At 43.2% G+C, this 26459-nt stretch carries 22 protein-coding genes and 1 tRNA gene; 22 read left to right on the top strand and 1 reads right to left on the bottom strand.

All coding sequences use genetic code 11. The annotated features are described in order from the left end of the window. Positions 1-95 precede the first annotated feature (95 nt). From RYH73_RS09350 to RYH73_RS09340, 3 genes are all read left to right on the top strand, one after another. Positions 96-3140: an efflux RND transporter permease subunit gene (locus RYH73_RS09350; protein WP_335313152.1), complete on the top strand. Its 3045-nt coding sequence runs from the start codon at positions 96-98 to the stop codon at positions 3138-3140. Between the two features lie 20 nt (positions 3141-3160). After that, positions 3161-4309 (top strand): glycerate kinase family protein, encoded by a 1149-nt coding sequence (locus tag RYH73_RS09345; protein WP_335313151.1) that lies wholly within the window; start codon positions 3161-3163, stop codon positions 4307-4309. A gap of 74 nt (positions 4310-4383) precedes the next feature. Next, a tRNA-Pro gene (locus RYH73_RS09340) sits at positions 4384-4457 on the top strand. Positions 4458-4789: 332 nt separating this feature from the next. Here the strand turns inward: RYH73_RS09340 and RYH73_RS26670 are convergent. Beyond that, positions 4790-4999 (bottom strand): hypothetical protein, encoded by a 210-nt coding sequence (locus RYH73_RS26670; protein ID WP_442946067.1) that lies wholly within the window; start codon positions 4997-4999, stop codon positions 4790-4792. 412 nt (positions 5000-5411) lie between these two features. On the opposite strand from RYH73_RS26670, the gene porK reads away from it, so the two are divergent. The 19 genes from porK (at position 5412) to RYH73_RS09240 (ending at position 26314) form a co-directional block, all read left to right on the top strand. Beyond that, positions 5412-6710, top strand: a complete 1299-nt coding sequence (gene porK / locus RYH73_RS09330) for a type IX secretion system lipoprotein PorK/GldK (RefSeq protein ID WP_335313150.1) — start codon at positions 5412-5414, stop codon at positions 6708-6710. A gap of 21 nt (positions 6711-6731) precedes the next feature. Then, a complete protein-coding gene (gene porN / locus RYH73_RS09325) occupies positions 6732-7667 on the top strand; it encodes a type IX secretion system ring protein PorN/GldN (protein ID WP_335313149.1) in 936 nt (311 codons plus the stop codon). Between the two features lie 110 nt (positions 7668-7777). Further along, positions 7778-8248 carry a S24 family peptidase gene (locus RYH73_RS09320; protein WP_335313148.1) on the top strand — a complete coding sequence of 157 codons (471 nt, stop codon included), beginning with the start codon at positions 7778-7780 and terminating at the stop codon, positions 8246-8248. Positions 8249-8381: 133 nt separating this feature from the next. Beyond that, positions 8382-8651, top strand: coding sequence for a PqqD family protein (locus RYH73_RS09315; protein WP_335313147.1), 270 nt, complete (start codon positions 8382-8384; stop codon positions 8649-8651). Positions 8652-8672: 21 nt separating this feature from the next. Further along, positions 8673-10301: an ABC transporter ATP-binding protein gene (locus RYH73_RS09310; protein WP_335313146.1), complete on the top strand. Its 1629-nt coding sequence runs from the start codon at positions 8673-8675 to the stop codon at positions 10299-10301. 124 nt (positions 10302-10425) lie between these two features. After that, on the top strand, positions 10426-11340 hold the full coding sequence (locus RYH73_RS09305) for a hypothetical protein (RefSeq protein WP_335313145.1): 915 nt from the start codon (positions 10426-10428) through the stop codon (positions 11338-11340). Positions 11341-11829: 489 nt separating this feature from the next. After that, the gene (locus RYH73_RS09300) at positions 11830-12756 is read left to right on the top strand and encodes a glycosyltransferase family 8 protein (RefSeq protein ID WP_335313144.1); all 927 of its coding nucleotides are present in this window, start codon (positions 11830-11832) and stop codon (positions 12754-12756) included. 168 nt (positions 12757-12924) lie between these two features. Further along, on the top strand, positions 12925-13920 hold the full coding sequence (locus tag RYH73_RS09295) for a glycosyltransferase family 2 protein (RefSeq protein ID WP_335313143.1): 996 nt from the start codon (positions 12925-12927) through the stop codon (positions 13918-13920). Between the two features lie 17 nt (positions 13921-13937). Next, positions 13938-15251 carry a hypothetical protein gene (locus RYH73_RS09290; protein WP_335313142.1) on the top strand — a complete coding sequence of 438 codons (1314 nt, stop codon included), beginning with the start codon at positions 13938-13940 and terminating at the stop codon, positions 15249-15251. A gap of 10 nt (positions 15252-15261) precedes the next feature. Continuing rightward, complete coding sequence (locus RYH73_RS09285) at positions 15262-16344, top strand: glycosyltransferase family 4 protein (RefSeq protein WP_335313141.1); 1083 nt, start codon at positions 15262-15264, stop codon at positions 16342-16344. A gap of 2 nt (positions 16345-16346) precedes the next feature. Next, on the top strand, positions 16347-17468 hold the full coding sequence (locus tag RYH73_RS09280) for a glycosyltransferase family 4 protein (RefSeq protein ID WP_335313140.1): 1122 nt from the start codon (positions 16347-16349) through the stop codon (positions 17466-17468). Between the two features lie 5 nt (positions 17469-17473). Next, entirely contained in the window at positions 17474-18619 is a 1146-nt protein-coding gene (locus tag RYH73_RS09275) for a glycosyltransferase (RefSeq protein ID WP_335313139.1), read from the top strand. Positions 18620-18632: 13 nt separating this feature from the next. After that, on the top strand, positions 18633-18905 hold the full coding sequence (locus RYH73_RS09270; protein WP_335313138.1) for a PqqD family protein: 273 nt from the start codon (positions 18633-18635) through the stop codon (positions 18903-18905). Beyond that, complete coding sequence (locus RYH73_RS09265) at positions 18905-20008, top strand: nucleotidyltransferase domain-containing protein (protein WP_335313137.1); 1104 nt, start codon at positions 18905-18907, stop codon at positions 20006-20008. Before RYH73_RS09270 ends, RYH73_RS09265 begins: the two co-directional genes overlap by 1 nt. A gap of 142 nt (positions 20009-20150) precedes the next feature. Further along, positions 20151-20951, top strand: a complete 801-nt coding sequence (locus tag RYH73_RS09260) for a polysaccharide biosynthesis/export family protein (RefSeq protein WP_335313136.1) — start codon at positions 20151-20153, stop codon at positions 20949-20951. Positions 20952-20960: 9 nt separating this feature from the next. Beyond that, positions 20961-23363 carry a GumC family protein gene (locus RYH73_RS09255; protein WP_335313135.1) on the top strand — a complete coding sequence of 801 codons (2403 nt, stop codon included), beginning with the start codon at positions 20961-20963 and terminating at the stop codon, positions 23361-23363. A 36-nt stretch (positions 23364-23399) separates the two neighbouring features. Beyond that, the gene (locus tag RYH73_RS09250) at positions 23400-24170 is read left to right on the top strand and encodes a hypothetical protein (RefSeq protein ID WP_335313134.1); all 771 of its coding nucleotides are present in this window, start codon (positions 23400-23402) and stop codon (positions 24168-24170) included. A gap of 217 nt (positions 24171-24387) precedes the next feature. Next, complete coding sequence (locus tag RYH73_RS09245; protein ID WP_335313133.1) at positions 24388-24573, top strand: hypothetical protein; 186 nt, start codon at positions 24388-24390, stop codon at positions 24571-24573. 13 nt (positions 24574-24586) lie between these two features. Next, positions 24587-26314: a fimbrillin family protein gene (locus RYH73_RS09240; RefSeq protein WP_335313132.1), complete on the top strand. Its 1728-nt coding sequence runs from the start codon at positions 24587-24589 to the stop codon at positions 26312-26314. Positions 26315-26459: the final 145 nt, after the last annotated feature.

The raw sequence follows: 26459 nt of genomic DNA, 5'->3' as shown, positions 1-26459 counted from the left end.
GAGTCGTTGAGTCATTAAGTAGTGGAGTGGGTGAGTAGGGAATTCGTTAAGTAGCGGAAAGCTAATAGCTGACTGCTGAAGCTAAAAACTAAAAAATGAATCTTTCATCATATGCAATAAAGAATAGTCAGTTTACCTTGATCATGGTTATCATGGTAGTGGTTGTAGGCGTGAGCACCATGTTGAGCATGCCCAGAGCAGAAGACCCTGAAATGCAAACACCCATGTTTCCGGTGGTGGTTGTGTATCCGGGTACGAGTCCAAAAGATATGGAGGAGTTGGTGGTTAAGCCACTGGAAACGAAGATCTATGGTTTGGATGATATCAAGCGGATTAAAACTACTATTTCTAATGGGCTGGCCGTATTAACGGTGGAGTATAAATTTGAAAGTGATTATGATAGCAAATACCAGGAACTGGTACGTGAGATTGGTGTGTTACGTCCACAGCTGCCGCAAGATATTTATAACATCGATATCCAAAAAGTAGAACCTAGCGGCGTAAATGTTGTCCAGTTGGCGCTTATTTCCCAAAACGCTTCTCGAAAAGCCATGAAAAAAGTGGCAGAGGACTTACAGGATGAGTTGGAGAAGGTTACTTCGTTAAAAGAGGTGAAAGTAAGTGGTTTGCCTGAACAACTAGTTCGGATAGATGTACATCCTGATCGTTTGGCGCAAATGCATATTCCGCTTAACACGGTTATGGAGGCGGTTCAGAGTGAAGCCGCGAATATTCCGGGAGGTAGTGTCTTGGGAGGCGGGAAATCTTTCAGTATTAAAACCAGTGGTAACTACCAAAGCATCGATGAAATCCGAAATACCATTGTGTTTAGCAGTGAAGGGAAAAACGTATTGTTAAGGGATGTGGCAGCAGTTTATCCTGATTTTGCTCCAGAAGATCATATCACACGCTTGAACGGTTACCGCTGCTTGCTAATTAATGCGGCTCAAAAATCGGGCGAAAATATAAGCAAAACGCAGGAAGCCTATCTTCCGGTTATTGAGAAATTTAAGCAAAGCTTACCAAAAAATATGGACTTGGTGCTGCATTTCGATCAGGCTGAAAATGTCAATCATCGCTTGAGCGGCTTAGGTGTTGACTTCCTCATTGCAGTCTCACTGGTGCTGATTACGCTATTGCCTTTAGGGAACAGGGCTTCCATGGTGGTCATGATAGCGATCCCCCTTTCCCTTTCCATTGGCTTGGTATTACTTCACATTTTCGGGTTCAGTCTAAATCAGCTGAGTATTGTTGGTTTTGTGGTAGCGCTAGGGCTTTTGGTGGACGATAGCATTGTGGTCGTTGAAAATATTGAACGCTGGCTCCGAGAAGGACATTCCAAGTTAGATGCCGCGATAAAAGGAACGGGTCAAATCGCGATGGCCGTTTTAGGTTGTACGGCAACCTTGGTCATTGCCTTTATGCCATTGATGTTTATGCCTGAAGCATCCGGTGATTTTATTCGGAGTCTACCGGTAGCTGTTATAAGCACGGTGATTGCTTCTATGATTATTGCCTTGACGGTGGTGCCCTTTCTCTCCAGTCGCTTGTTAAAAGCGCATGAAAATCCTGAAGGAAATGTTGTATTAAGAACTTTTCAGCGGATCATTCATGGAACTTATGCTGTTTTACTGGATAAAGCGCTGAAAAAGCCATGGATGGCTATACTGGTGGCTGCTATTATTTTTGTTGGATCATTGGGGCTGATTCCGGTTGTTGGTTTCAGTTTGTTTCCCGCCTCCGAGAAGCCCCAATTTTTGATTGATATTTCTGCACCTCAACAGGCGAATATTTTTTATACGGACAGTATTGCCAGGCAAATCGAACAGGAATTAAAAACAATACCTCAAGTGCAATATTATACCGCGAATGTGGGGAAAGGCAATCCGCGTATTTATTACAATGTTGCGCAGCAAAATCAGCGTACGGATTTTTCTGAAATTTTTGTGCAGTTAAAAGATGAGGTTAAATCAGATGAAAAGGTCGCCATTATTGAACGCTTAAGAAAAAAATGGACCCCTTATCCCGGAGCCAAGGTAGAGGTAAAGGATTTTGAACAAGGTGTGCCTATCATATCTCCTGTTGAAGTGCGTTTGTTTGGAGAGAATTTGGATACTTTACGATCATTGGCGGCGCGGGCTGAACAACTATTAAAAGAAACAGAAGGCACCATTTATGTAAATAACCCGGTCAAAAATTATAAAACAGATATTCGCTTAGCCATCAATAAAGAAAAAGCGTTAAGCCTTGGTGTGCCAAGTGTTTCCATCGATAGAACCGTTCGTATGGCATTAGCCGGTATTGATTTAGCTACCTATACAAATCCTGCATCTGACGATGATGATTATCGTATACGTCTTAGCGTACCAAGAGCAGCTTACCCCGATCTATCGGTATTGAATAATCTTTATGTGAATAATGTGCAAGGAACTGCTATACCGCTCAAACAATTAGCTGATATTGGCTTCGAATCGTCGCCTGTTAGCATAAATCATATTAACAAGATACGAACAATTTCGGTTAATGCGTTTGTTAAGAAAGGATACCTAAACGATCGAGTCATCAACGAAGTGATCAAAAAGATGGATGGAATGGCGTTACCCGGCGGTTATCATTATGAAATGGGTGGTGAAGTGGAAAGCAGGCAAGAATCATTCGGTGGTTTTGGCACTGTCATCATGGTTACGGTATTTCTGTTCATTGCCGTGTTGGTGTTGGAATTTAAAACTTTCAAAAGTACGCTTATCGTACTTTCGGTGATACCATTGGGTATAGTTGGCGCTGTACTTGCCTTGTTGGTGACTGGTAATACGCTTTCATTTGTAGCCACCATTGGTATTGTTGCATTAGCGGGAATAGAAGTTAAGAACACCATTTTATTGGTCGATTTTACAAATCAACTTAGGCGGGAGGGGATGCCGTTAAATGAGGCGATAGAGAAAGCCGGCGAAATCCGTTTCTTGCCCATTATATTAACAACTTTAACCGCTATTGGTGGTCTACTGCCCATAGCATGGTCAAGCAATCCGCTTATTTCGCCTTTGGCTATTGTTATGATCGGTGGACTGATCAGTTCAACGCTCTTGTCTCGGATCGTAACTCCTGTGGTCTACAAATTGATGCCACCTCGAATTGATTAAAGGGTTAAACACAGAAATTTATGCAAATATTAATTGCACCTAATGCCTTCAAGAACAGTCTTCCTGCCGATCAAGTCGCTACCGCATTGGCGGCAGGTCTGAAAGAGAGCAGCTTACCTTGTTCACTTTGTTGTTTTCCAATTGGGGATGGCGGTGACGGTACGGTGGAATTATTAATTAGCCACTTGGGGTTGAAATCCATTGCGGTGGATACGGTTGATCCTTTCGGTCGACCAATCAAAGGGAAGTACGGTTACGATCCGCAAACGGCTACCGCTTATATTGAAATGGCCGATGCTTCGGGTATCCGATTGTTGGCGACTGAGGAATTGAATCCTATGCAGGCGAACAGTGTAGGGACGGGTTGGATGCTAAAAGATGCCTTGGATCAAGGGGCAAAACATGTTGTTTTAGGATTAGGTGGTTCCGCTACCGTAGATGGTGCTTGTGGAATGTTGAGTGCATTGGGTGTTGAATTTCTAGATAAAGAAGGAAATGCCTTAAAAGTGTTTCCACAGCAGCTTTTAAAACTTGATAAAATAGACGTGTCGGGATTGGATGAACGAATGAAGTATTGTCAGTTCACGGTTTTAACCGATGTGAAAAATAGATTATTGGGAAAGAAGGGGGCCGCTTTTGTCTTCGGGCCACAAAAAGGGGCGTCAAGTGACGAAGTAGAGGTGCTGGATGACTTTTTAGAACATTTGAATTGCGTATGGAGTACCCAGCTAGGGAAAGATGCGGGGCAACTAGCGGGGGGAGGTGCCGCCGGTGGGGTCGCTGCAGGCTTATGGGCTGTTGTAGACGCTGCGATCATGGATGGAATTGATTACTTTCTGGAAAGTACCGGTTTCGATGAGGAGCTTAAAAAAGCAAATTTGCTCATTACCGGGGAGGGCTCGATCGATTTGCAAACCTTGGATGGAAAAGGGCCTTTCGGTGTTGCGCATAGAGCGAAAAGCTTACAAATACCCACCATTGGAGTGGGTGGGGCCATTCCATTAGCGGTGGATGAGCGGTTAGCTGCTTATTTTGATGTATTGATTCCGATTAACCATCATGTTGCACCTTTTGATGAACTGAAAATATGTACTTTTGAGAATTTGAGACGAACAGGTAAACTAATCGGGGAACTGTTGCAATTGGGATTGAAAAAAACTGTTAAATAAATTTTATTTATTAGGAAACAAATTCTATATTTGCACTCCATTTACAGAAGAATACACTTGTTGAATGGAAAGTTCGGGGTGTAGCGTAGCCCGGTATCGCGCCACATTTGGGATGTGGAGGTCGTAGGTTCGAATCCTGCCACCCCGACAGACAAAAAGCTCTTGCGAAAGCAAGGGCTTTTGTTGTTTTAGCGCGAGCCGAGTTTACTCGAGCGAGCACGTAAAACAACAAAGGGCAGCGCACGTAGTGCGGTTTTTTTCTGTCATCTTCCCCAACAGGATCACCGAGTACAGCGAGGTAATCCTACCACCCCGACCGAAAGACTAACAAAGTCTATCTAAAAGACTCTAAATTAATCATTTAGGGAGGTGCTTTTTTATTCGATATCAAGCGGAATCAGGAACATACCGAAAGTTTGGGGGGTAATCATTTTTAAGCATACAGTTTCATAACTCTGTACAGGAAGAACGTTATGTCCCTTACGCCACGAAAGACGCTCCTGAAGGCTTCGAGCTTTGTATTGAAAGATTCTGCTGAAGCATTGTTGCTTCTGTCCTTTCCTGCCATTCGGTTTTGATATTTCCGATATCATTTACGGGCCTTACCATCGCTGATTCGGTTGCGATACCCTCCTCCGTGGGGATAAGCTCTACCGCAATCCGTGGTGCGACATATGGATTCTTTTTCATTTTTTTCCTTGCTTCATGTTGTTGCATTTTTATTTTGAGCTTTCTACTGGGAATGACGGATGAAAGAGCGAAATGTTCCGAAAAATTTCGCATAAAAAAAGTGCGTGACGGTGAGTCAATTTTCGGCAAAACCGCCAGACAATACGTGCTTCGACTGGTATTGGAGTAGGGGTGTCTACCTCACAATTAACGAGTGTTGTACAGAATAGATTTACACATTTTTAAAAGGTGAAAATAGAAGCGGGACAATCCGCATTGTTGATCGTCCTTATCAAGGAAGGATAGAAAGTACAACTATCTGAAAATCTGTTCTGCGACGTAGCCTTCTTGCTCAGCGTTGTTGATCGGTTGATTACAGTTGTACACAATGTGAGCAATTAAGTTAACTAATAGTATACATTTTAAAAGATAAATGATGAATTTATTAAAAATCCGGAACAGCAAGTTATTGATATTGCTTTCCTTGACAGTTTTAATTGGTTTTTCGGCTTGCAGATCCAGGTCATACCTATATGATTCTCCTGAGGTCCAGGCAACTCGCGACGATCGGTTGATAGCCCCACCTGGCATGGTTTATATCCCTTCGGGTACAATCCTTTTTCAGGGATCCCTAGACAGTAGTAGTAATGTAGGGAAACCGGTAAGCATCAGTGCCTTTTTTATAGATCAGACAGAAGTAACCAATAAGCAATACCGGGCATTTGTAACCTGGGTAGCAGATTCTATCGCGGTAACTGACTATTTAAAGGATGATAAATTTTTTATGGAGGCCGCAGGAGAACAAGTTGGACAACGCCGCATCAATTGGAAAGCAGTGAACAAAATATCACCTATATGGAAGAGCAACGATCCCCTGATTTTAGAGCGTATAGCTCCTATTATAAATAATCGCGGAGGTGATCGGGCTCTGAATCCAGAACTTATTAAATATAGTTTTTCTTATTTGCAGTCAAAACAAAATCAAAAAAGATCCTATGTTACAGAGTCTGTTTCGGTGATGCCTGTTGAGGATATTTGGTCCAAGGATTTTCCGAATTCGCAGATGACAACATTAGATGCAAATTATTTTTTTCATCCTTCATTTGACTACTATCCTGTTGTTGGTGTGACATGGAAACAGGCCCGGGCTTTTACAGATTGGAGGGGCAAAGATATGGCTGCCACGATATTAAACCATTCTTATCTCAAAGGATATAAATTAAGTTTGAGCTTGCCTACGGAAGCCCAGTGGCAATATGCTGCATCGGGAAAATTAAATCCTCAAGATAGTATCGCAGGATATCATATGACATTTAAAGAAAAGAAGGAAAAACAAAAACTAGCCGTAAACTTTAAACAGGGAGAGGGAGATTATTCACGTGATGGAGCTACGTTTACCCTACCCGTAAAGTCTTATACACCGAATGCCTTTGGTGTATACAATATGGCCGGAAACGTGTCTGAGTGGACTTTGGATGCTTATAGCCCGTCAGCCGCTGTTTTTGTCAATGATCTAAATCCGGTGCTTTTATATGATGCCGATCCAAGTGATAGCGATGTACTTAAACGAAAAGTAATTAGAGGCGGTTCCTGGAAAGATAATGGCGAACAGTTGAATACAGAGACACGGAACTATTCGGTGGAGTACGAACCCCATTCTTATATTGGATTTCGTTGTGTTTTGTCCGCTTTTGAGGTACCCAACACCCAGACTAAAACACGTAAGTTCTAAATTTTTAACTTAAGGAGTATAATGAAGAAAATAATGATATTGATTGCGGCTCTTGGAATAGGGGCTGCAATGGCTCAGGAAAAGATCATGTTAGATGATTTAAAGGATTCAGTAGATCAGCCTATTCTCCCGGATACCGTCCCCGTAACCGACGGATTTTATAAGGTTAACAGCATGGAAAATGTAGTTCCATTTGCTTATCCAGAGGTAAATACAAAAAACATTCGGTTTTACAAACGCGTGTGGCGGGATATAGACCTGAAGGATGCGCAGAATATGGTTCTTGCAATGCCTGGAAATTCTCTCATTGAAGTGATCATGAAAGCGATCAAGAATGAAAAGCTATCTTTGTATAGTCCAGATGACGATACTTTTAAGCACCGCATGAGTGCACACGATGGGGTAGCCCGTCTTGCGGATAGTGTATTGGTGCCTATTTTTGATGAAGAAGGTAACCAAATAGATTCTAGAATGACCTTGAATGAATTTGATCCTGCAAAGGTGACCAAGTTCCGCATTAAAGAAGACATCTTTTTTGACAAACAACGTGGCAGACTGGAAAACCGGATCATTGGAGTTGCCCCGTTGATGACTATTACTACTTCGGCAGATCTGGCTGAGTCTATCGGGTCGACCCCCGCATTTTGGCTTTATTTCCCACAGTTACGTTATAGTTTGGTTCAGACTGATATATCAGATCCAGATAGGGAATTATACGAGATGACAATGGATGATTTTTTCGTGCAGGGTAAATATGCCAGTACAATTGTTCGTGAATCGTCGCCAGGAATGCTGCAATATGATACATCAGGCAAGCCATTGGACGGCAAAAAAATTGAAGAAAGGTTGGAAGACTATAAAAAGAAGTTGTGGAGCAATCCAAAAGGCGTGAAAGATCCAGAACCAGACAATAACCTAGCTGACAAACAAAACGGTAAAATCAAAAAGAAAAAATAATTACATAAATGATTCATCATTGCCCGGGCCTTTGCAATAGATTCTGAAGGCCATTAAAGACACTTATCTGCAGCCGGTCATCCAAAAGTTTCCAACCCAATCAATAGCATATGAACGAGCAAACGAAAGACACCCAGATACGGATTATCTCCAATGAACTTTATTTTACAGAAGTACAATGCATGCTGGATGACGGTAAGGAGGTACGTATCCGTATCAAAGGTAACAGTATGCGTCCCTTTATTCAGGACGGAGACACTGTTTTATTATCGGCTTATCAGGGCGGTACCTTACAGCTCGGCAGCAATGTATTGGCCAGGCATCAGAGAAAATATGTTTTTCATCGCTATGTGGGAAAAAAGAATGGTCAGATCGTACTGGCCGGGGATGGCAATCTCGTCCTACGGGAGTATATAAACCCGACAGCTATTATTGCTGTCGCTTTAGTTCATTTTCCGCAAAATTCAGCGAAGGAAATTAATTTAAATCACAGCCACGCAAGATTCCGCGGTTTGATCTGGTATCATATCCGTCTGATTAGACGGATTATCGCAAAATTGAACCGCATCATGCAGTGGTAAAACTGGTTATGCTGATGAAAAATAATTATTAACTTTAATTTTATTTATTTTATTTCGTCCTAACACACCTTAGCTGTCAGGAACATTACACCCGAAAACAAGATATGGCCGTTAACATAAAGATAATTCAGATATGAAATTGAGATCGGATTTAGTATTGAGACCAATTGGTTCAGATCATTTAATTGTTGACCCCAGTCAAGACAACATTGACTTATCCATCGTGTACACGCTGAATAGCTCCGCGGCATGGCTTTGGGAACAACTCAAAGGAAAAGGGTTTGATCAGACAACTATTGTTGAACTGCTCTGCCAAAACTATCAAGTAGACGTAGCGCAAGCGCAATCCAATGTCGAAGTCTTACTTGGAGATTTTGAAAAACAAGGACTTTTGGAAAAATAACCTTTCCATTGATCTATGCAAATGAACAATAACAGCCTGAAACAACATGCGCACTGGGCTTGGTCAATCAGCGAGGGCTATCGCGGCAGATTGCTTCTTTACTTTGTATTGGAGCTGATATGTATCGGCCTCTCCCTCGTCTTTGTATACCTGTCCAAAAAGGCTGTTGATGTCGCAACCTCCCCCGGAGAGTTGCCGCTCAAGTGGCTGTTGGCCGGCATTGTAGGCAGCATCACCCTCAATGTGTTCATTAAGGGCTATTCGGGTCGTTTGTTGGAACGCATCAAGTTGATGCTGACACTCCAGTTACAGCGTAATATGCTCGATGCGCAGATGTTATCGGTATGGCGGTTAATCAAAAACTGGCATACAGGTGATATCCAGATCCGCATTCAGGCAGACTGTGAAGAAGTGGCCAATACCATCACCAGTACCGTACTTTCCTTTATAGTGACGATTATCCAACTATTGGCTTCTGTCGGTTTTCTATGGTATATGGACCCCATGCTCGCCCTGATGACCCTGGCCATCTCGCCTCTCTTTGTCTTTTCAAAGATCTACTTCCGTAAAATGCGCAAGCTTAGCAAGGAAGTCAAAGAGGAGGAAAGTAATTTCTCAAAAGTCCTTCAGGAAAATCTGCGCTTTCGTTTGCTGATCCGTGCCATGGGCATTTTCCCCAAAAGGCGAGCAAAATTAACGGAAAGCCAACAACAGCTTTTTATGCTGAAAATGCGTCAGATCAATTTTTCGACCTATACCCAAGGTGCCATGAAAGTGGCCATGAATGCAGGTTATTTAGTTGCATTTACCTGGGGCGTCTATCGATTACAAACCGGGCAGATCACCTTTGGAACCATGACTGCCTTTCTGCAGTTGATTGCCAGAATTCAAACGCCCATTCTTGCCCTGATCACCTATATTCCCTCGTTCGTCCGATTTCGGGTATCCACAGACCGGCTCCTGGAAATACAGCAAGGAGAGATTGAACCTCAAGTAAAACAGAAGCGCCTGCACAAAACACAAGAACTCCGTATCAGTGATCTCTCCTTTCGTTACGAAGACAAATGGGTATTACAACAGTTAAACCTTTCGCTAAAAGTTGGCGTACCAACGGCAATTATTGGCCCGAGCGGCAAAGGAAAAACAACCCTGATTCGCCTCTTGTTATCACTACTTAAAGCTGAAGCAGGTGATATCACCTTGGTTGACAAAGATGGTGAACGCTCACTAGAAGCAAAACACCGCATAAATTTCGCATATATCCCGCAGGGAAATTCACTTTTCAGTGGCACCATACGGGAAAACCTGCTGCTCCATGTCAAAGAAGATAACCCCCTAGCTATAGATAAAGCGCTTTGGCTCGCCTGCGCAGAGTTTGTATTTGATTTTCCGGATGGCGTGGACACGTTAGTGGGAGAATCTGGTATGGGACTATCAGAGGGGCAAGCCCAACGCATCGCCATTGCACGCGCATTGATGCATGACGGCGATATCTGGCTCTTTGATGAAGTCACTTCAGCCCTGGACCGTACCACTTCGGATACCCTCACCCAACGCCTGCTGGAATATGGAAAACACAGAATCTGCCTATTTGTAACACATGATTTAAATCTGGCTGACCAATGTCAACATCGCATTTACCTCGACTAACAACTATTCAAAATGGCAAAGCACACACAAAACCACATTGGATAGTACATACAAAATTTAAAAGACAAACAGAGCTAACAAGCTCAGATTGTAATTATTGATCTTTGAACCCATGAACTGAATCATGAATATAACGAAATCACGTGAACTAGGCCAAACTTGCTACCGCATCGCAGACTTAATACTGGTATTTAATCATCCTACAAGTATAGTGCTCAACGATATCTTACTTTCATTCGAGGATTTTCAAATCGGAACGACCGAATGTAAGGCTGATATTGTCATTAACCTTAGCTTAACAAAACCGCCAGTTACATCCAACCTAGGCTTATTACGGACTGATGAATCCATCGCCTGGGGAGATCGATTTCGTTTTTATGAAAAAGAGGATGTATTTATTACCGCCATAGTAAATGAGCAGGATAACGGGACATGGTATCAATACAGTAACCGCAACTTTGACCAGTCTACGATATATATACCAGAGAGCTTGGCAGCTGAACGGAATGCGGTCATTACCTGGATGGCGATGATGATATTTGGTCAGGCCAGTCTTCTACATAATACCGTTATGATTCATGCCTCCGTGGTTAATCATGAAGGTAAGGGAATCGCTTTTTTAGGTAAAAGCGGGACCGGGAAAAGCACCCACAGCCGGCTATGGCTCAATAACATCAACAATACAGTTCTGTTGAATGACGACAACCCCGTTATCCGTATAACAGCGGCGGGCATTTTTATCTATGGAACGCCGTGGAGCGGCAAGACCCCCTGTTATAAAAATGAACGGCTACCATTAAAAGCGTTCGTACGCCTACAGCAGGCCCCGGCCAATACATTTACATGGCAGCCTGGCCTCAAGGGCTTTATTGCGGTGCTCCCGAGCTGTACAGCTATCCGATGGAACAAAGATCTCTTTTCAGGGATGAATACAATTCTTGAAAAAATCGTGGAAGAAGTACCCGTAGGTTACCTACAATGCCTGCCCAACGCTGCTGCTGCCCAGCTGTGTCATTCCTCCATATTTGGCAGTAAATAATTCGTGCTGAGACTCCCATTTCATGAAAAGTTCACCGGATAATATGCTTATCTCCTGAGCTCATTATGCTATATTTCTTTCGAAATCTCCACATCTGCATGTAGGAGAATCGCCTATCTACCTCGGGTCTTGATCCGGAACAAGCCCATCCCAATAATCGCATCAGCATCAGTTTACCTTTGCTTTTGCCCCCCATCTTATCCGCAATATAAATAACCTTATCCACATAACTCCCAACATTGTACCGACAGCAAATCAATAAACAACAACCTTTCTATTGATCAGGCCCTCTCCTTTATTTGGAGCGGGCCTTTTTTTAGACCGATTACCCTGTAGCTTCAACGCAATTTCTGCTTTTTCAGGGACAATCCGAGACTTCAACCGTCCTCTTTTTATACCGTATTCACTACATAATCATCTGGCAAGGATCAGTTTTAAACACCGTGAATACCACACTAATTAATTCTATTGATTAAAAAAATTATACGAATGACTAGAGTACCCGTTGTATTTTGTTTTGATGACAACCTGATTTTACCGGCAGGTGTATGCTTGCACTCCCTCCTTTCTCATGCTGATCCAGAGACTTTTTACGATATATTTATCCTACATGGTTCCGATAGCAACTTTCCCGATTCGGGTTTTTTGGAGCGATTGCACGAGCAGTACGACCATTTTAGCTTAACTTACAGAAATGTCGGAAATAGTTTTTCCGGTGCATTTGAGATCCGCAATATAACCTCGGTGACGTATTATAGATTGCTGATTCCCGAATTGATTCCCGAATATGATAAAGTCATGTATCACGATGTCGACGTCATTTTTCGAGGTGATCTCAGGAAAATATTTGAAGCTACTGAGCTCGGCAGCGATTATATCGCTGGCGTGATCACCCCCTCTTATGGTGATGTGGAGTTCACTAATTATCTCACAAAATTAAATCTCAACGTAGCCGATTATGTGATGGCCGGCAACATGATCATGAATATAGATTTGATGCGAAAGCAAAAAGCAACGGCAGTATTTAGAAAAATGGTCGGCGAGTCTACCTATAAATACCAAGACATGGACATTCTTAATATCTACTGTAAAGGAAAGATTAAACGCCTACCTCCTGCATTTTGCGGTACGATAGAAATTTTTGAATTCGCCTCCAACGCAATCCAGCAGTCATTATATTCAGCGCAGGAACTCCACGACGTATTATCCGAAGGAATTATCCATTACAATGGGGCCAAACCATGGAACTCCTGGTGCCCCAATTTAGATATTTGGTGGGCATATTACCGCGGCTCCGTCTTTTATGACCCGAAGTTTTATTTTGATTTTTTCAATCACAAACTAACAGAATACGATAGGCTCCCTCTTAGCAAAAGGATAAAAATCTTATTCCGCTATTTTAAAACACGGCTGTAAAGATCTACCGACATCAGTTATCTTTTTTCGGGACAACTCCACCACTCGATCGTCTTATTTATATAACTATCAACGAGATGAATGAAGCCAAAAAAAAGTACCGAATGGGCTGCATCATGTTTGTCAAGGCGAGTTGATATTTATTTTAAGATACTATAAAAATTAGAAATGAACCCTTTCATATCCGTCATTGTTCCGGTTTATAATGTTCAACAATTCATTGAATGCACTGCACATCATCTATTTCAGCAGGATCTAAAAGAGATCGAATATATTTTTGTTGATGATTGCAGTCCCGACAACAGTATCCTGTTACTCCATGCAGTACTCGAACAGTATCCTGAGCGGCAAGCCTACACAACTATTATTCGCCATGAGCAGAACAAAGGCCTTCCGGCAGCCAGAAATACGGGCCTGCAAAGGGCAACAGGCCAATTCATCTTTCATTGTGACGGTGATGACTGGATCGAGAAAGATGCGCTATCAAAACTGTACACGAAAGCATCTCACGATGGATCAGATGTAGTATGGTGTGATTGGTATCTGTCTTTTAAAGATACTGAACGCTATATGAGCCAGGCCCCCGAACAATCGGATATATTGACCGGCAGGCAGTGTGTCGAACTGATGCTGGGCGGCAAACTACGGTTTAACGTCTGGAACAAACTAGTTAAAAGAAGCCTCTACGAGCAGGCAGGCATTCGATTTCCAGAGGGCTATCCCATGGGCGAAGATATGACAATGATCCAGGTTTTGGCCATGGCATTCAAAGTCAGTTACTTACCTCAAGCCCTATATCATTATGTACAGATCAATACCGAAGCCTATACGAAAAAGAAAAACGACCAGCACCTCAAGCAAATCCGTCACAATGTAGATCAGACCATTGCTTTTTTGCGGCAGCATTATGGTGCATCAATGGACCAACATATTCAATTTTTTAAACTAAACACCAAACTGCCATTTTTGATCTCTTCCGACACGCAGTCCTATCAACACTGGCTAGAATGGTACCCTGAGGCAAACCCCTATATCGGCCAGAATCCGATGTTCAACATGAGAATCCGCCTCATTCAATATGCCGCTCTCAAAAAGCAATATTGGTTGCTCAGGTTATATTACGGCGTCATTATCAAAATGGTATATGGCGTTATTTACAGGTAAAACATGGATCAAAAGCGATGAAGATTATACTGATAATGACAAACATATTACTGACCAGCTGTTACTTCTTTCCATTCGAATTTACTTTTCTACCTGGATTGAACACTAAAATGATGCTGGCTGCAGTGGGCGGGTTGCTGATGCTATATCACCTGATCCGGATGAGAAGTATTATTTTTTCTAAAGAGATCATGATCTCATCGTTGATTGCAATGGTGTTTTCTGTGATTGGCTTATTTGCAGTGGATTATAATAATTCACAGGATTACTCCTATGCAAGTTATATCGTATCTATGGTGACCTGGCTTGCGGCATCGTATACAACTTGTATATCTATCGCATGGATACATGGTAAACTCTCCCCGCGGCTATTGATCAATTACCTTGTCGCTGTATGCCTGCTCCAATGCGCGCTGGCGCTCCTGATTGAGTTTGTACCGGCTGTCAAAATTTTCGTAGACAGCTATTTCAGCATAGGGATCACTGAGTTTTTGAATAAAGTAAAGCGCCTCTATGGTATAGGTGCCGCGTTGGATGTAGCGGGCGTACGTTTTTCTGCTGTACTCCTGATGATCGCCGTACTGCTGGCGAAAGATGAAACCATACGTCATAATTCCCGGGCTATTACCGTATATGTTATCAGTTTTCTACTAATCGCAGGTATCGGCAATATGATCGCCCGGACCACATTACTGGGCATGGTGGGCGGTATTGTTTACCTGCTGTCAACGACGGGCTGCTTTAGCCGGACTATGCAACACGCCAACATCAAGTTGTGGGGCATTATCCTAAGTGCCTTGGCCGTGGTATTCATCATAGGAGCATACTATTACAATACGGATGCCGCCATGCACAAACTTTTGCGCTTTGGATTTGAAGGATTTTTTAGCTGGGCAGAAACCGGAGAATGGCGCACTGACTCTACCGACAAGCTCAATACCACCATGTGGATATGGCCGGAGGTTAATGATACCAAAACCTGGCTCATCGGCAAGGCCGTGTTTTCACAATGGCATGATGTAGGTACTGATATTGGCTATTGCCGCTTTATCTTTTACAGCGGCGCAACAGGCCTTGTTACCTTTATCATTTTTTTCGCCTACCTGTCCGTTACCATGGCTCAAAAGTCTACCGTATTTAAGCACTTATTTATACTGCTTTTCTTATTGCTGCTGGTCAACTGGTTTAAAGTATCCACCGATATATATGTCATCTACGCACTGTTCCTTTCCATGGAAAGTCCCTATCTCAGCCAGCATTATAAAGAGGAAATTGAACATACAAAAGAAAAAAGAAATGAAAATAGTTTACTGTATATCAGGCCTATATAACTCGGGAGGTATGGAACGGGTATTGACCAATAAAGCTAATTATCTGCTCAAACGTGGCTTTGATATCACCATAATTACCACCGATCAACAGCAAAGGCAACCCTATTTTGAACTTGATCCAAGGGTTGACGTGATTGACCTTGGGATTGATTACCAAGATAACAATGGGAGCAACCTGTACCATAAATTATATAGTTACCCTGGTAAACTGCGCCTGCACCGTAAGCGGCTGGAAAACATACTAATGAATTTACGCCCGGATATTACGATTTCATTGTTTGACCATGATGCAGGTTTTCTGTGGAAAATCAAAGATGGCAGCAAGAAACTACTGGAAGTTCACTTCTCCCGGTTTAAACGGATCCAATATGGTAAAAAGGGGATCTGGGGATTAATCAATAGCTACCGGAGCAGGCTAGATCGCCGGTATGCGAAAAAATACGACCGCTTTATCGTATTGACCGAAGAGGACCGTCAATATTGGGGCAAGCTACATAATATTGCCGTGATCCCCAATGCCAATACTTTTGGGTCTGAAAGACAGGCTGCTCTGGACCAAAAGACGGTGATCGCCGTTGGGCGTTATGATCAACAAAAACAGTTTGATCAGCTGATCGAGGCCTGGGCCATGCTGGCCGCTGACTTCCCCGAATGGAAACTTCGCATTTTCGGGCAGGGCGAATTAGCAAATTACCTACAGAATTGCATCACACAGCACGGTTTAGCGCAGGTGGTCCAATTGTGCAGGCCTGTCAAGGAGATTGAACAAGAATATCTCAATAGTTCGATTGTTGCCCTGACATCGCGATATGAAGGCTTGCCCATGGCCTTGCTGGAAGCCCAGGCCTGTGGCCTGCCCATGGTTTCCTACGCCTGCAAATGTGGACCCCGGGATATTATAGCACAGGGCCACAATGGTTTTTTGGTGAAGAAAGATGATCCTAAAGCCTTTGCTGACAGCCTTAAACTGCTGATGAGGAATGATTCCCTGCGCCAGCAGATGGGATACAATGCCAAACTATTCTCACATCGCTTCACCGAAGACACCGTCATGCAGAAGTGGATCAATCTTTTTAACGGACTAGCACATTAACCATGAAAACTATTGTTATATCAGCAGTAAATCTGAACAAGGGAGGTACGCTGACCATCTTACGTGACTGTCTGAGCTACTTATCGTCACTGGCCCAAACGGGCAACTACCGCATTGTTGCGATCGTCCATAAGCGTGAACTGAGTGACTATCCCCATATTGAATATATAGAAAGCCAATGGCCTAAAAAAAGATGGATCAACAGGCTTTGGTATGAATATGTCTCGCTAAAAAAGATTTCCAGGGAGATCGGCCACATTGATCTCTGGCTTTCCCTGCATGATACCAGCCCAAATGTAACAGCCAAGCGCCAGGCAGTCTATTGCCATAACCCATTCCCTTTTTATAAGTGGACCTGGAGCGAGTGCTTTAAGGCGCCAAAAATTGTCCTATTGGCCCTATTCAGTAAATGGATCTATCGCTTCCGCATACACAGAAATAGTCATGTTATCGTGCAGCAGCAATGGCTGAAAAATGAGTTTAAGCAACTGTTCGGCCTATCCAAAGAGAAGCTGGTAGTGGCCTTACCCAATAAGACAGCACCTACATCGGATTTGGTCAAGTTATCAAAGCCTACTACCGACAACTATTCATTTATCTATGCAGCAGCTCCGGATAGCCATAAAAATTTTGAGAGCATCTGCCGCGCAGTAAAGGTGCTGGAGCAGGAATACGGGATCCACAATTTCAAAGTATATATCACTTTCCGCGGAAACGAGAATGCCTATGCCCAATGGATCTTTAACGAGTGGGGTACATTAAAAGCACTCGCTTTTATCGGATTTCAGTCGCGCGAGACACTATTTAATTATTATCAACAAAGTGACTGCCTTCTGTTCCCTTCCAAAGTAGAAACCTGGGGACTGCCTATCACCGAGTTTGCATCATTCGGCAAACCCATGCTGCTGGCAGACTATCCGTATGCGCGTGAGACTGCAGCAGGCAGTATGATGACCGCTTTTTTTGATCCGGATAAGCCGGAGCAGCTTGCCGAGCAGATGCGGCGATTAATAGAAAACGATGAAGCATTCTTGGAAAAGATACCCCATCTCCAGTTGGAGCATCCCATTTCCAAAAATTGGAAAGAATTATTTGAAATATTGTTAAAGGAAGAAAAAAATTAAAGATCATGGCAGACACATTAGAAAGCATAAAAATACTACAATTAGGCAAATTTTACCCGATCAGGGGCGGCGTCGAGAAAGTAATGTTTGACCTGCTTGAAGGAATATCCGAAAAAGAGGTCCATTGTGACATGCTCTGTGCTTCAATGGAGCAATACCCTGCCGGTACCTATATCTTGAATGATCATGCTAAATTGATCGTTGTGCCCACGCGACTGAAAGTGTCAGCAACTATGGTGTCTCCGGAAATGATCAACATCCTGCGCAAAATCGCTCCAGAATATGACATTATTCACATACACCACCCTGATCCCATGGCCGCACTGGCCTTGTCTTTATCGGGTTATCGCGGCAAGGTCGTACTTCATTGGCATTCGGATATCCTCAAACAAAAACTACTGCTAAAATGCTATAAGCCACTCCAGAATTGGCTGATCGAACGCGCGGATTACATTGTCGGCACCACACCGGTTTATGTCCATGAATCCCCTTTTTTGAAAAAAGTACAGCATAAAGTCGGTTATGTCCCGATCGGGGTAGAGCCGATACATATAGATTCTTTAAAAGCACAGCAATTACGCAGGCAATATAAGGATAAGCATATCATTTTTTCCTTGGGCCGCCTGGTGGAATACAAGGGCTACGAATATCTGATCCGCTCCGCCCAATTCTTGAATGACCAGTACCATATCTTAATCGGCGGGAAGGGCCCGATGATGGAAGAGCTCCAAGCACTTATCAATAGGCTGGGGCTACAGCATCGGGTCACTCTACTGGGCTTTTTGACGGATGATGACATTGCGGCCTATTATGGTATTGCGGATACTTTCTGTCTGAGCTCGATCTGGAAAACAGAGGCATTTGCTATTGTACAGATCGAAGCCATGTCTTGTGCTGTGCCGGTGGTGTCTACTGAAATCCCCGGTTCGGGAGTGAGCTGGGTGAACGCGAATGGCTACTCTGGCCTTACCGTGCCTGTAGCGGATGAGCGATCACTGGCCATGGCATTTCGACGTATCAGGGAAGCCCCCCGTTTCAGAGAGCAGCTTGTGCGGGGCAGCCGAACACGCTATGAACATCATTTTACAAGGGATAAAATGATTCACAAATGCATGAAAATCTATATAAAATGCCTTTTAGGAAATAAATAAATCGCATAACAAAATGAAATTCAGAACAGATTTAATCTTACGACAATTTGGCAATGACTATATCATTGTCGATCCGGGACAAAGTGAATTGGATATATCCAAATTGATCCGGTTTAATGAAACGGCAGCACAGGTATGGCGTGATCTGCAGGGGCAGACGTTGACCGTTGCAAAAATTGCACAGGTACTCCAGTCACATTATGAGGTGCATGTTGAGGATGCGGAACGGGACGCTAAAAATTTGATCATCCAGTTCCAAATGAATGCCCTATTCACGGAAGAATAATGTACGAAGATAAAAAAATACAGGCCTTTTTCTCGCTATTGCGCGCCGGTTTATGGAACAGGCCCGTAGACCGCGAAGATTGTTTCCCATTATCGGGCGATAACTGGATCCAAATTTATCAGTATGGCATACGCCAGACGATAGAGGGGATACTGTTTGACGGGATACAGCAGCTACCGCCACAATACCAGCCGCCTAGAGACATCCTGATAAAATGGCTGGTGCGGACCGAAAAAATAAAACAGCGCAACACCTGGATGAATGGTATCATTAAAGAACAGCTTCATTTTTTTGGAGCACATCGCTTGTCTCCTTTGCTATTAAAAGGACAGGGAGTGGCACAATGCTATCTAAACCCCTACCGCCGCCTATGTGGTGATATAGATTGGTATTTTGAGGAGCCCGCAGATTTTCGCCGTGCCAATGAGCTCTTACAGGGCCATGGCATTAAAGTACGCTCCAATCCCGGATATACGAGTTCTTATTACTGGAACAATGCTGAGGTAGACCAGCACCAGCGACTGTTTGATATTCACAATCCTTTCCTGAAAAAATATTTACGGAACCTAGAGGTTACACAGAAACCTTTTTTAAGCGTTTTGACATTAACTCCACACTCGGCTGCCTCCATTCCCTCGCCACTGCTACAGATCGTACAGGTCAGTGTACACATCCTGAAACATTTGTTGTCTTTCGGCGTCGGATTGCGGCAGCTCTGTGATGTAGCCAATCTCTATACCTACTATGCAGGGCAGTTTGACAGTACTGCGCTCAAGCAGATCTATCACAAACTCAAGATCTCGAAATGGATTGATCTATTGCATCAGCTATTAGTTGACTTCTTGGGCGTACCAGAGAAAATTTTGCCCCTGCATTTAAACCGTTCGATCAATGCGGGCTGGATGATGGACGAAATCTGGGGGGGGGGGAATTTTGGTTTTCACGACAAAGCACATATACAGACAAAGGAAGGCATCTATACCGGGCGCAAATCCACAAAGCAGAAGATCTGGCGTAATGTATGGCGCTATTTGCCTTATGCCCCCATGGAGGCGCTCTCCTTCCCCGTGATGCACTACTATTCAGGCCGAGCGAGATCTTGAGAGAAAGCGGTCGCTTATTTTATATTAACTATTCCAAAAAAAAATAAATTTTTCTTCGGGACAATCGAAAGCCCCGGCCGTATTTATTAATGTCTCGCAAGCGCAGACATAGCAATAAAATAGTTAATAAATGAAGATGAAGATGAATAATTTTAAAAAAATGGTCATGCTCAGTTTACTCAGTTTGCTGCTGATGACTTCGTGCATGACATCGAAAAAAATAGTATATGTCAATGACATGGTTCCGGATTCGGCATTAAAAATTCAGGAAATGTCACTGCTCCGTATTCAAAAAAATGACCGCCTCAGCATTACTGTGGGGTCAAAAAATCCGGAATTGGTGGCACCCTTCCTAACCGGCACCGGAACTTACAGCATACGGGATAATGGAGAGATCAAGACAGAGAACAGGGCGAACGCAGGTGGACAGAATTACCTAGTGGACCAGCAGGGCGAGATTACATTTCCGCTCTTGGGCAATCTTCAGGTTGTGGGAATGAGTTTAGATGAGGTCAGGAACCTGATACAGGAAAGACTTATTGAAGAAAAGATCGTTAACGACCCTATTGTGAAAATTGAGATTCTCAATGTCAAGGTTAGCGTCATGGGGGCCGTACGCAATGAATTGGTCATCAGTGTCCCTGATGGACGCATGACCCTCTTAGAGGCTATTTCCAAAGCAGGAGGACTGGAGCCTAATGCTGCACCAGACCGCGTCACCGTTATACGAGAAGGGAATGGCGAGCGCGTCCGGATCCTCAACGATATCGAATCGAAAAAAATATTTGACTCTCCGGCTTATTATCTACAGCAAAATGACATCGTATACGTAGAGCCCAAATCAGCCGCTTATACGCCAAAAGAGGAAAGAAACTTTAGGGTATTCAGCTCTTTATTGGGGGCATTGACATTGATAATTTCTGTTATCAGTATCGCAAAATAGTATAAAATCATGGAAAATATGAAAGCGAGAGACCAGGTTAACCTGGAAAAACAAAACAGTGCTATCAATGTAATCGATATGCTAAGGTATCTGTTTTTCAACTGGAGATGGTATATGCTATCAGTCATCATCTTCGGGTCCTATTTTTACTACCAGTACAGCAAGTCGCCATTTGTGTACAGAAGCTCAGAAATGGTGGTCATCAAAACCCCGCTGAATACGCCTGCAACCGCCCGCATTACGGCTACCAATGCCGCGGTAAATTCGATCAGCGTGACCTCTGAGATCGTTCAGCTCAAATCCAAGGAACTGATGCGCGAAACGGTGAGCCGGGTCGGTGCCGAAACCAGCTACTCGGTGCGGAAAGGGCTTCGTGATATCGAACTTTACAAGCATAGCCCGATCCAGTTAAAACTGGCCAATGCATCACCTTCAACACAGTTTGAAGTGATCGTGACACCAATAGACGGAAAATCGGTGGAACTGACATTCAACGGAAAAGGAGCGGAGAACAAAAAACAAATGGTCACACTGAACAAGGAAGTAAACAGTCCCCTTGGCCGTTTAACGGTGGTACCGACCAGCTATTATCAGGAGCAGGCTTTTGGGCAGGATATTACCGTGCGGCGCCAGGACAGAGACGCCATGGTTAGCCACTTTTTAAACAACCTGAAAGTAACCCAACTAGAAGATGACGCTTCGGTACTGCAGGTCGTGATCGGGGATAGCAATCCAGACCGTGCAGCGGATCTGATCGCGGAGATGGTTAGTGTATACAACGAGATCTCGTTAAAAGACAAAAATCAGATCGGTGTGAATACGGCCAATTTTATCAATGAGCGCCTGGCGATCATCCAAAATGAGCTCGGCTCGGTCGAATCCAATATCGAACAGCTGCGCGAATCCAACCAGGGTGTCAATGTGGAGACTGCTGGCGAGATGTATCTTTCGGACAGCCGTCAGTTTCAGTTGGACCGCACCAAGGTGGAGACCGATCGTAAACTGGCGCAAATGATGCAGCAATATCTGCACAACGGAAAAAAACAGGAAGAGCTGATTCCCAATAATACGGGGCTCGTAGACGCCAGCGTAGAAGGGCAGATCGAAGAGTATAACCGCACCCTGCTTCGCAAGAACCGCCTGATGGAAGGTAGCAGCATGGCTAACCCGGTGGTACAGGATATGAATACCGTCCTGGATGCCATGCGTACCAACATCGGGCGTGCGGTTGACAATGCTGTCGCCGGCTTGGACATCAAGATACAGAACGCCAAAAAAGAAGAAAATCTTGCCCGGGGCAAGGCCCTGCAGATCCCACAGAAACAGCGCATGATGCTGTCTGTAGAACGCCAGCAGAAAGTAAAAGAGGAACTGTATCTCTACTTACTGAACAAGCGGGAAGAAAACGCCCTCAACCAGGCGATGACCGAGGATAATATGCGGGTGATAGACCCCGCATCTGTGAGCGCTGAACCAATATATCCGAGCAAGTTTCGTAAAGTCGCTACCGGTGTAAGCATTGGATTGGTAGCACCTACATTGATCTTGTTACTGACCTTGATGTTCAATACCGGCGTACAGCAACGTCAGGATATTGAAGCGGTGTTGTCTGTCCCATTCTTAGGAGAGATACCCACTTCGCGGGGTCGATCGAGCCAACAATCAGCAATACTGGTCGATAAAACCGGGCGTGATCCACTGACCGAGGCCTTTCGGATCTTGCGTACCAACATCAATTTTATGTCTCATGCCGGCAAGCCGGCCAAAGTGATCACCTTTACTTCGTTTGGTACATCCATGGGCAAAACATTTTCGGCTATTAACCTAGCCGCCATCCTGTCCTTTTTGGACAAGCGCGTCGCTGTGGTGGATCTCGATCTCCGTAAAGGAACCTTGAGCGCACGGATGGGCCTGAGTAATACCAGGGGTGTGAGTCATTTCCTATCAGATTCCAGTGTTAGCCTCGATGACATCATCCATCGTAAACCTGAGCTGCATAACCTTGACTGCTTCCCTATCGGGTTGATTGCGCCCAATCCCGTGGAGCTCCTGCTCGGAGACCGTCTGGACCAGCTGGTCAACCAACTCAAGGAGCGCTATGACTATGTCGTGGTTGATGGTGTGCCGATGGTCATCGTGGCAGACGCGAGCATTGTGGACAGGATTTCTGACCTGACCTTGTTTATGATACGAGCCGGAAAACTCGACCGCAGGCAGCTGCCCGAAATTGAAAAGCTCCATCAGGAGCGTAAGCTGACCAATATGGCCGTTGTGCTTAATGGACTTGACCTGGGAAAAGGTCGCTATGGCTATGGCACATACGGATATGGTGGTTATGGTTATGGCTACGAAGAAAAGAGCAGTCTTTGGAAGTGCTGGCAAAAGAGGATCCAGCGTTTTATTCCATCATAAATTTTTTTTTAATTATTTACTCAAAAACAATCATCAATGAAATTATCATTTGTATTAGTCCCTTTTTTACTTAGTGTAGGCTCGGTATTTGGACAAGTATCCCAAGACAAGGGAATTATTACCCCGATGTATGCCGCAACGGCAAATAATGCGCTCCATATAAACCATGAGGGTTTACGATCTGAACGCATGCCCAACGTTAAGAGAGCCGTTTCAAAAATTGGCTATGGCGGGATGTGGCATAGCCCCGACAATGCCTGGTTTGTCAGTGCTGGTGTGGGGGGGCAGATCTATTTAGGCGACCATAACAAGCAGCAGGGTTTTGGAGCACGGATTGCCCCAAGCTTTGGTGCCTCGTTCGGAAGGTGGCTCAACTACAGCTTTGGCGTGCGCGCCGGAATCACGGGATTTCAGGCCAAAGGGCTTACGCAAAATGGAAGCTATAGCACCGGTAAGGTCTTCGATGAATCAAAATGGCTGGAAAAGCAATCTTTTCATTTTATGAACATACACGCCGATGTGCTTTTTGACTGGACCAATGATATCTACGGCGAGTTTACAGACCGTAAGTACCATTTAATCCCCTATGCCGGGCTTGGCCTTGCCACAGGATTCAATAATCCTTCCAGAATGTCTCTGAGACCCAATATCGGCATACTCCAAACTTTCCGTATTTCACAAAACTTCGATTTTTCCTTCGATGTGCGCGGCAGTATGGTCGGTGATGCTTTTGACGGTGAGGTTGGCGGAAGGGGAGGAGAAGGTATATTATCGACACAGTTTGGTGTGATCTATAACTTTAGATAGTGTAGGGTATTTTGGGTTATGATAGAAAAGCAAGCGGAGAAATTTTGAGGGACATTTCGCTCTTTCATCCGTCATACCCATTAGAAAGCTTATCAAAACGGAATATAATAGCATAGAAAGTCTTTTCTTATACGTGTATACCGATGATGAGCTCCCTTAGCCGGTATACACAAGATGTTCAATAAAATTTGAAAGTTTAAAATAAAAATGAAACAAAATGAAGAAAGAAAAAAAAATGAAAAAGAATCCATATGTAGCACCACTGATTACGGTAGAGCTCATTGCCATGGAGGAAGGTATCGCCACCGGATCGGCGATGGTAAGGCCTGTAAATGATACCGGACAGATTAAAACCGAATGGCAGGAAGGAACAGACATATCTCGAGATATTAATTGGAATTAAAAAAATGAAAAAAATGAAAAAAATTAGAATGTATAGATCCGTATTTTTTTACCTGACTGTCTTATCTTTTATCATTTTCGTTGGTTGTAAAAAGAACGAAGAGAGAGAGTTTTTAAAAGGCGGAGAGGCAATTGTCCGCGTGAATTTAAAAGGAATAAGTTTTGAGCCTGAAAAGCCCAAAGTCAACGCATTCTCGGCCCATAAAGAGAATAGTAAAATTTCAATTCCTATAAACGACAAATACGCCATTGAAGCAACTTTAACCGCTGAAGGGTCTGCAGTAAAACAAGCCTCTGCAAAAACGATGTTAGCTACAGAAGTAAGAGAAAATCTTCCATCAGGTATCAAATATCGTCTTGTAGTATATGAAACAAACGGCAATTTTGTCAGTCAAAAAGTTTATACTACAGGGTCACAAACCTCGGATGATGGGACGGACTTGAAATTAGATGGGGGCAAGACTTATAAGTTTGTCTTTTACTCCTTTAACTCATCAGAAACTCCTATGGAAGCTAATCCGAATAAAAAATTGGAAGAGGCTACTTTAGATGAAATTTCAGGTAAAGATGTTCTTTATCAGGTTATCGAAAAAGGAATTTCAGGAGAGACGACAAATTATCTAGATGTCGTTATGAAACATATCTACAGCCGTATTGATGTAACTATTGATTCAGGAGAACTTGGAAATATATCTGCAATAGAAGCAGTTTTTAGTCCTCATAGAGTTAAAAATAATATTAAGTTATTAAATGGATCGATTACTTATGATTCGAAGGAGGGAAAAGTTCCTTTGAACTTTAACGGATTGAATACAAAGAATCTAACGAGTTCGATAATTGTTTCATCACCTCAAGTTTCAAACGCGTCGTTAACTTTGTCGTCAATTAAAATAGGAACCACAACGTTGAAAAATAAATTAATAAATGGTCTTACTATAACCCCAGGAGTCAAATATAACCTTAATTTGACTGTTAAAGACAATGTTATTCGTAAAAAAAGAGTTTTAACCATAGGCGGATCATGGTATGTGCCAGTAGCAGGTAATGGACTTGAACAAACAAAACTTTTAACTTCTACTGCTAATTTCGGACCTACCGGAACGGTAAAATCTGATGGCTTTGAAATTATTAATGTAAATACCAAAGGGAATTTAACAAAAGATATTGAAAACTATAAGCCTGATATTATCATTCTCGCATACCCATTCACATTATCATACAATAGTGATGCAGATGCAATTTTTCAATTTCTTAAAGATGGCGGAAAAGCAATTCTTTGTATGCAGACGGATCAAAGACCTGAAAGAATTCTTCGTCTGGTAGATGTTTTGAAATCGCAAAGTAATATTCCCTATTTAAAATCATATACTAATTATGTAAAACTTTTGTCGAATATAGATCACCCGATAACTAACGGTCCATTTGGAGATATTCGAGGTAAATTTATAGGGGATGATGTTGATGACACGAATTATATAACACCAGACTTATTGGATAAAACAAAAATTGATATATTATCCGAGAACAATGACGGTGTGATTGGCTTTGTTCACAAACAGTATAAGTTACTTTATTGGACCGATGGCGGTACTCTAGCAGGGCTGGATAGAGGTAGCAAAACAATTTCTCCGCTACTTGTCGATGCGGAGGGAAGACCTCTTAACAAACCATATTATAACGGAGCTGAGGTGAGTAATAGTTTTCTGTTAGCTAATGCTCTTGCCTGGTTTCTTAGAGATTAATGTTCATAACTAATTTTTTATAAATTCAAATGGTGGGGCTGTATAAAAAAGCTCGTTTAAAATCCTTGACACATTTATGTGTCAGGGATTTTAGTATAGTGAAATTCTTTGCTCATTACAATAATCCGGGCAAGTAAGTAAATCC

This window comes from Olivibacter sp. CPCC 100613 (assembly GCF_036959255.1).
Classification (GTDB): Bacteria; Bacteroidota; Bacteroidia; order Sphingobacteriales; family Sphingobacteriaceae; genus Olivibacter.
The sequence above is the reverse complement of the archived record's forward strand: the minus strand, read 5'-3'. Positions and strand labels throughout refer to the sequence as shown.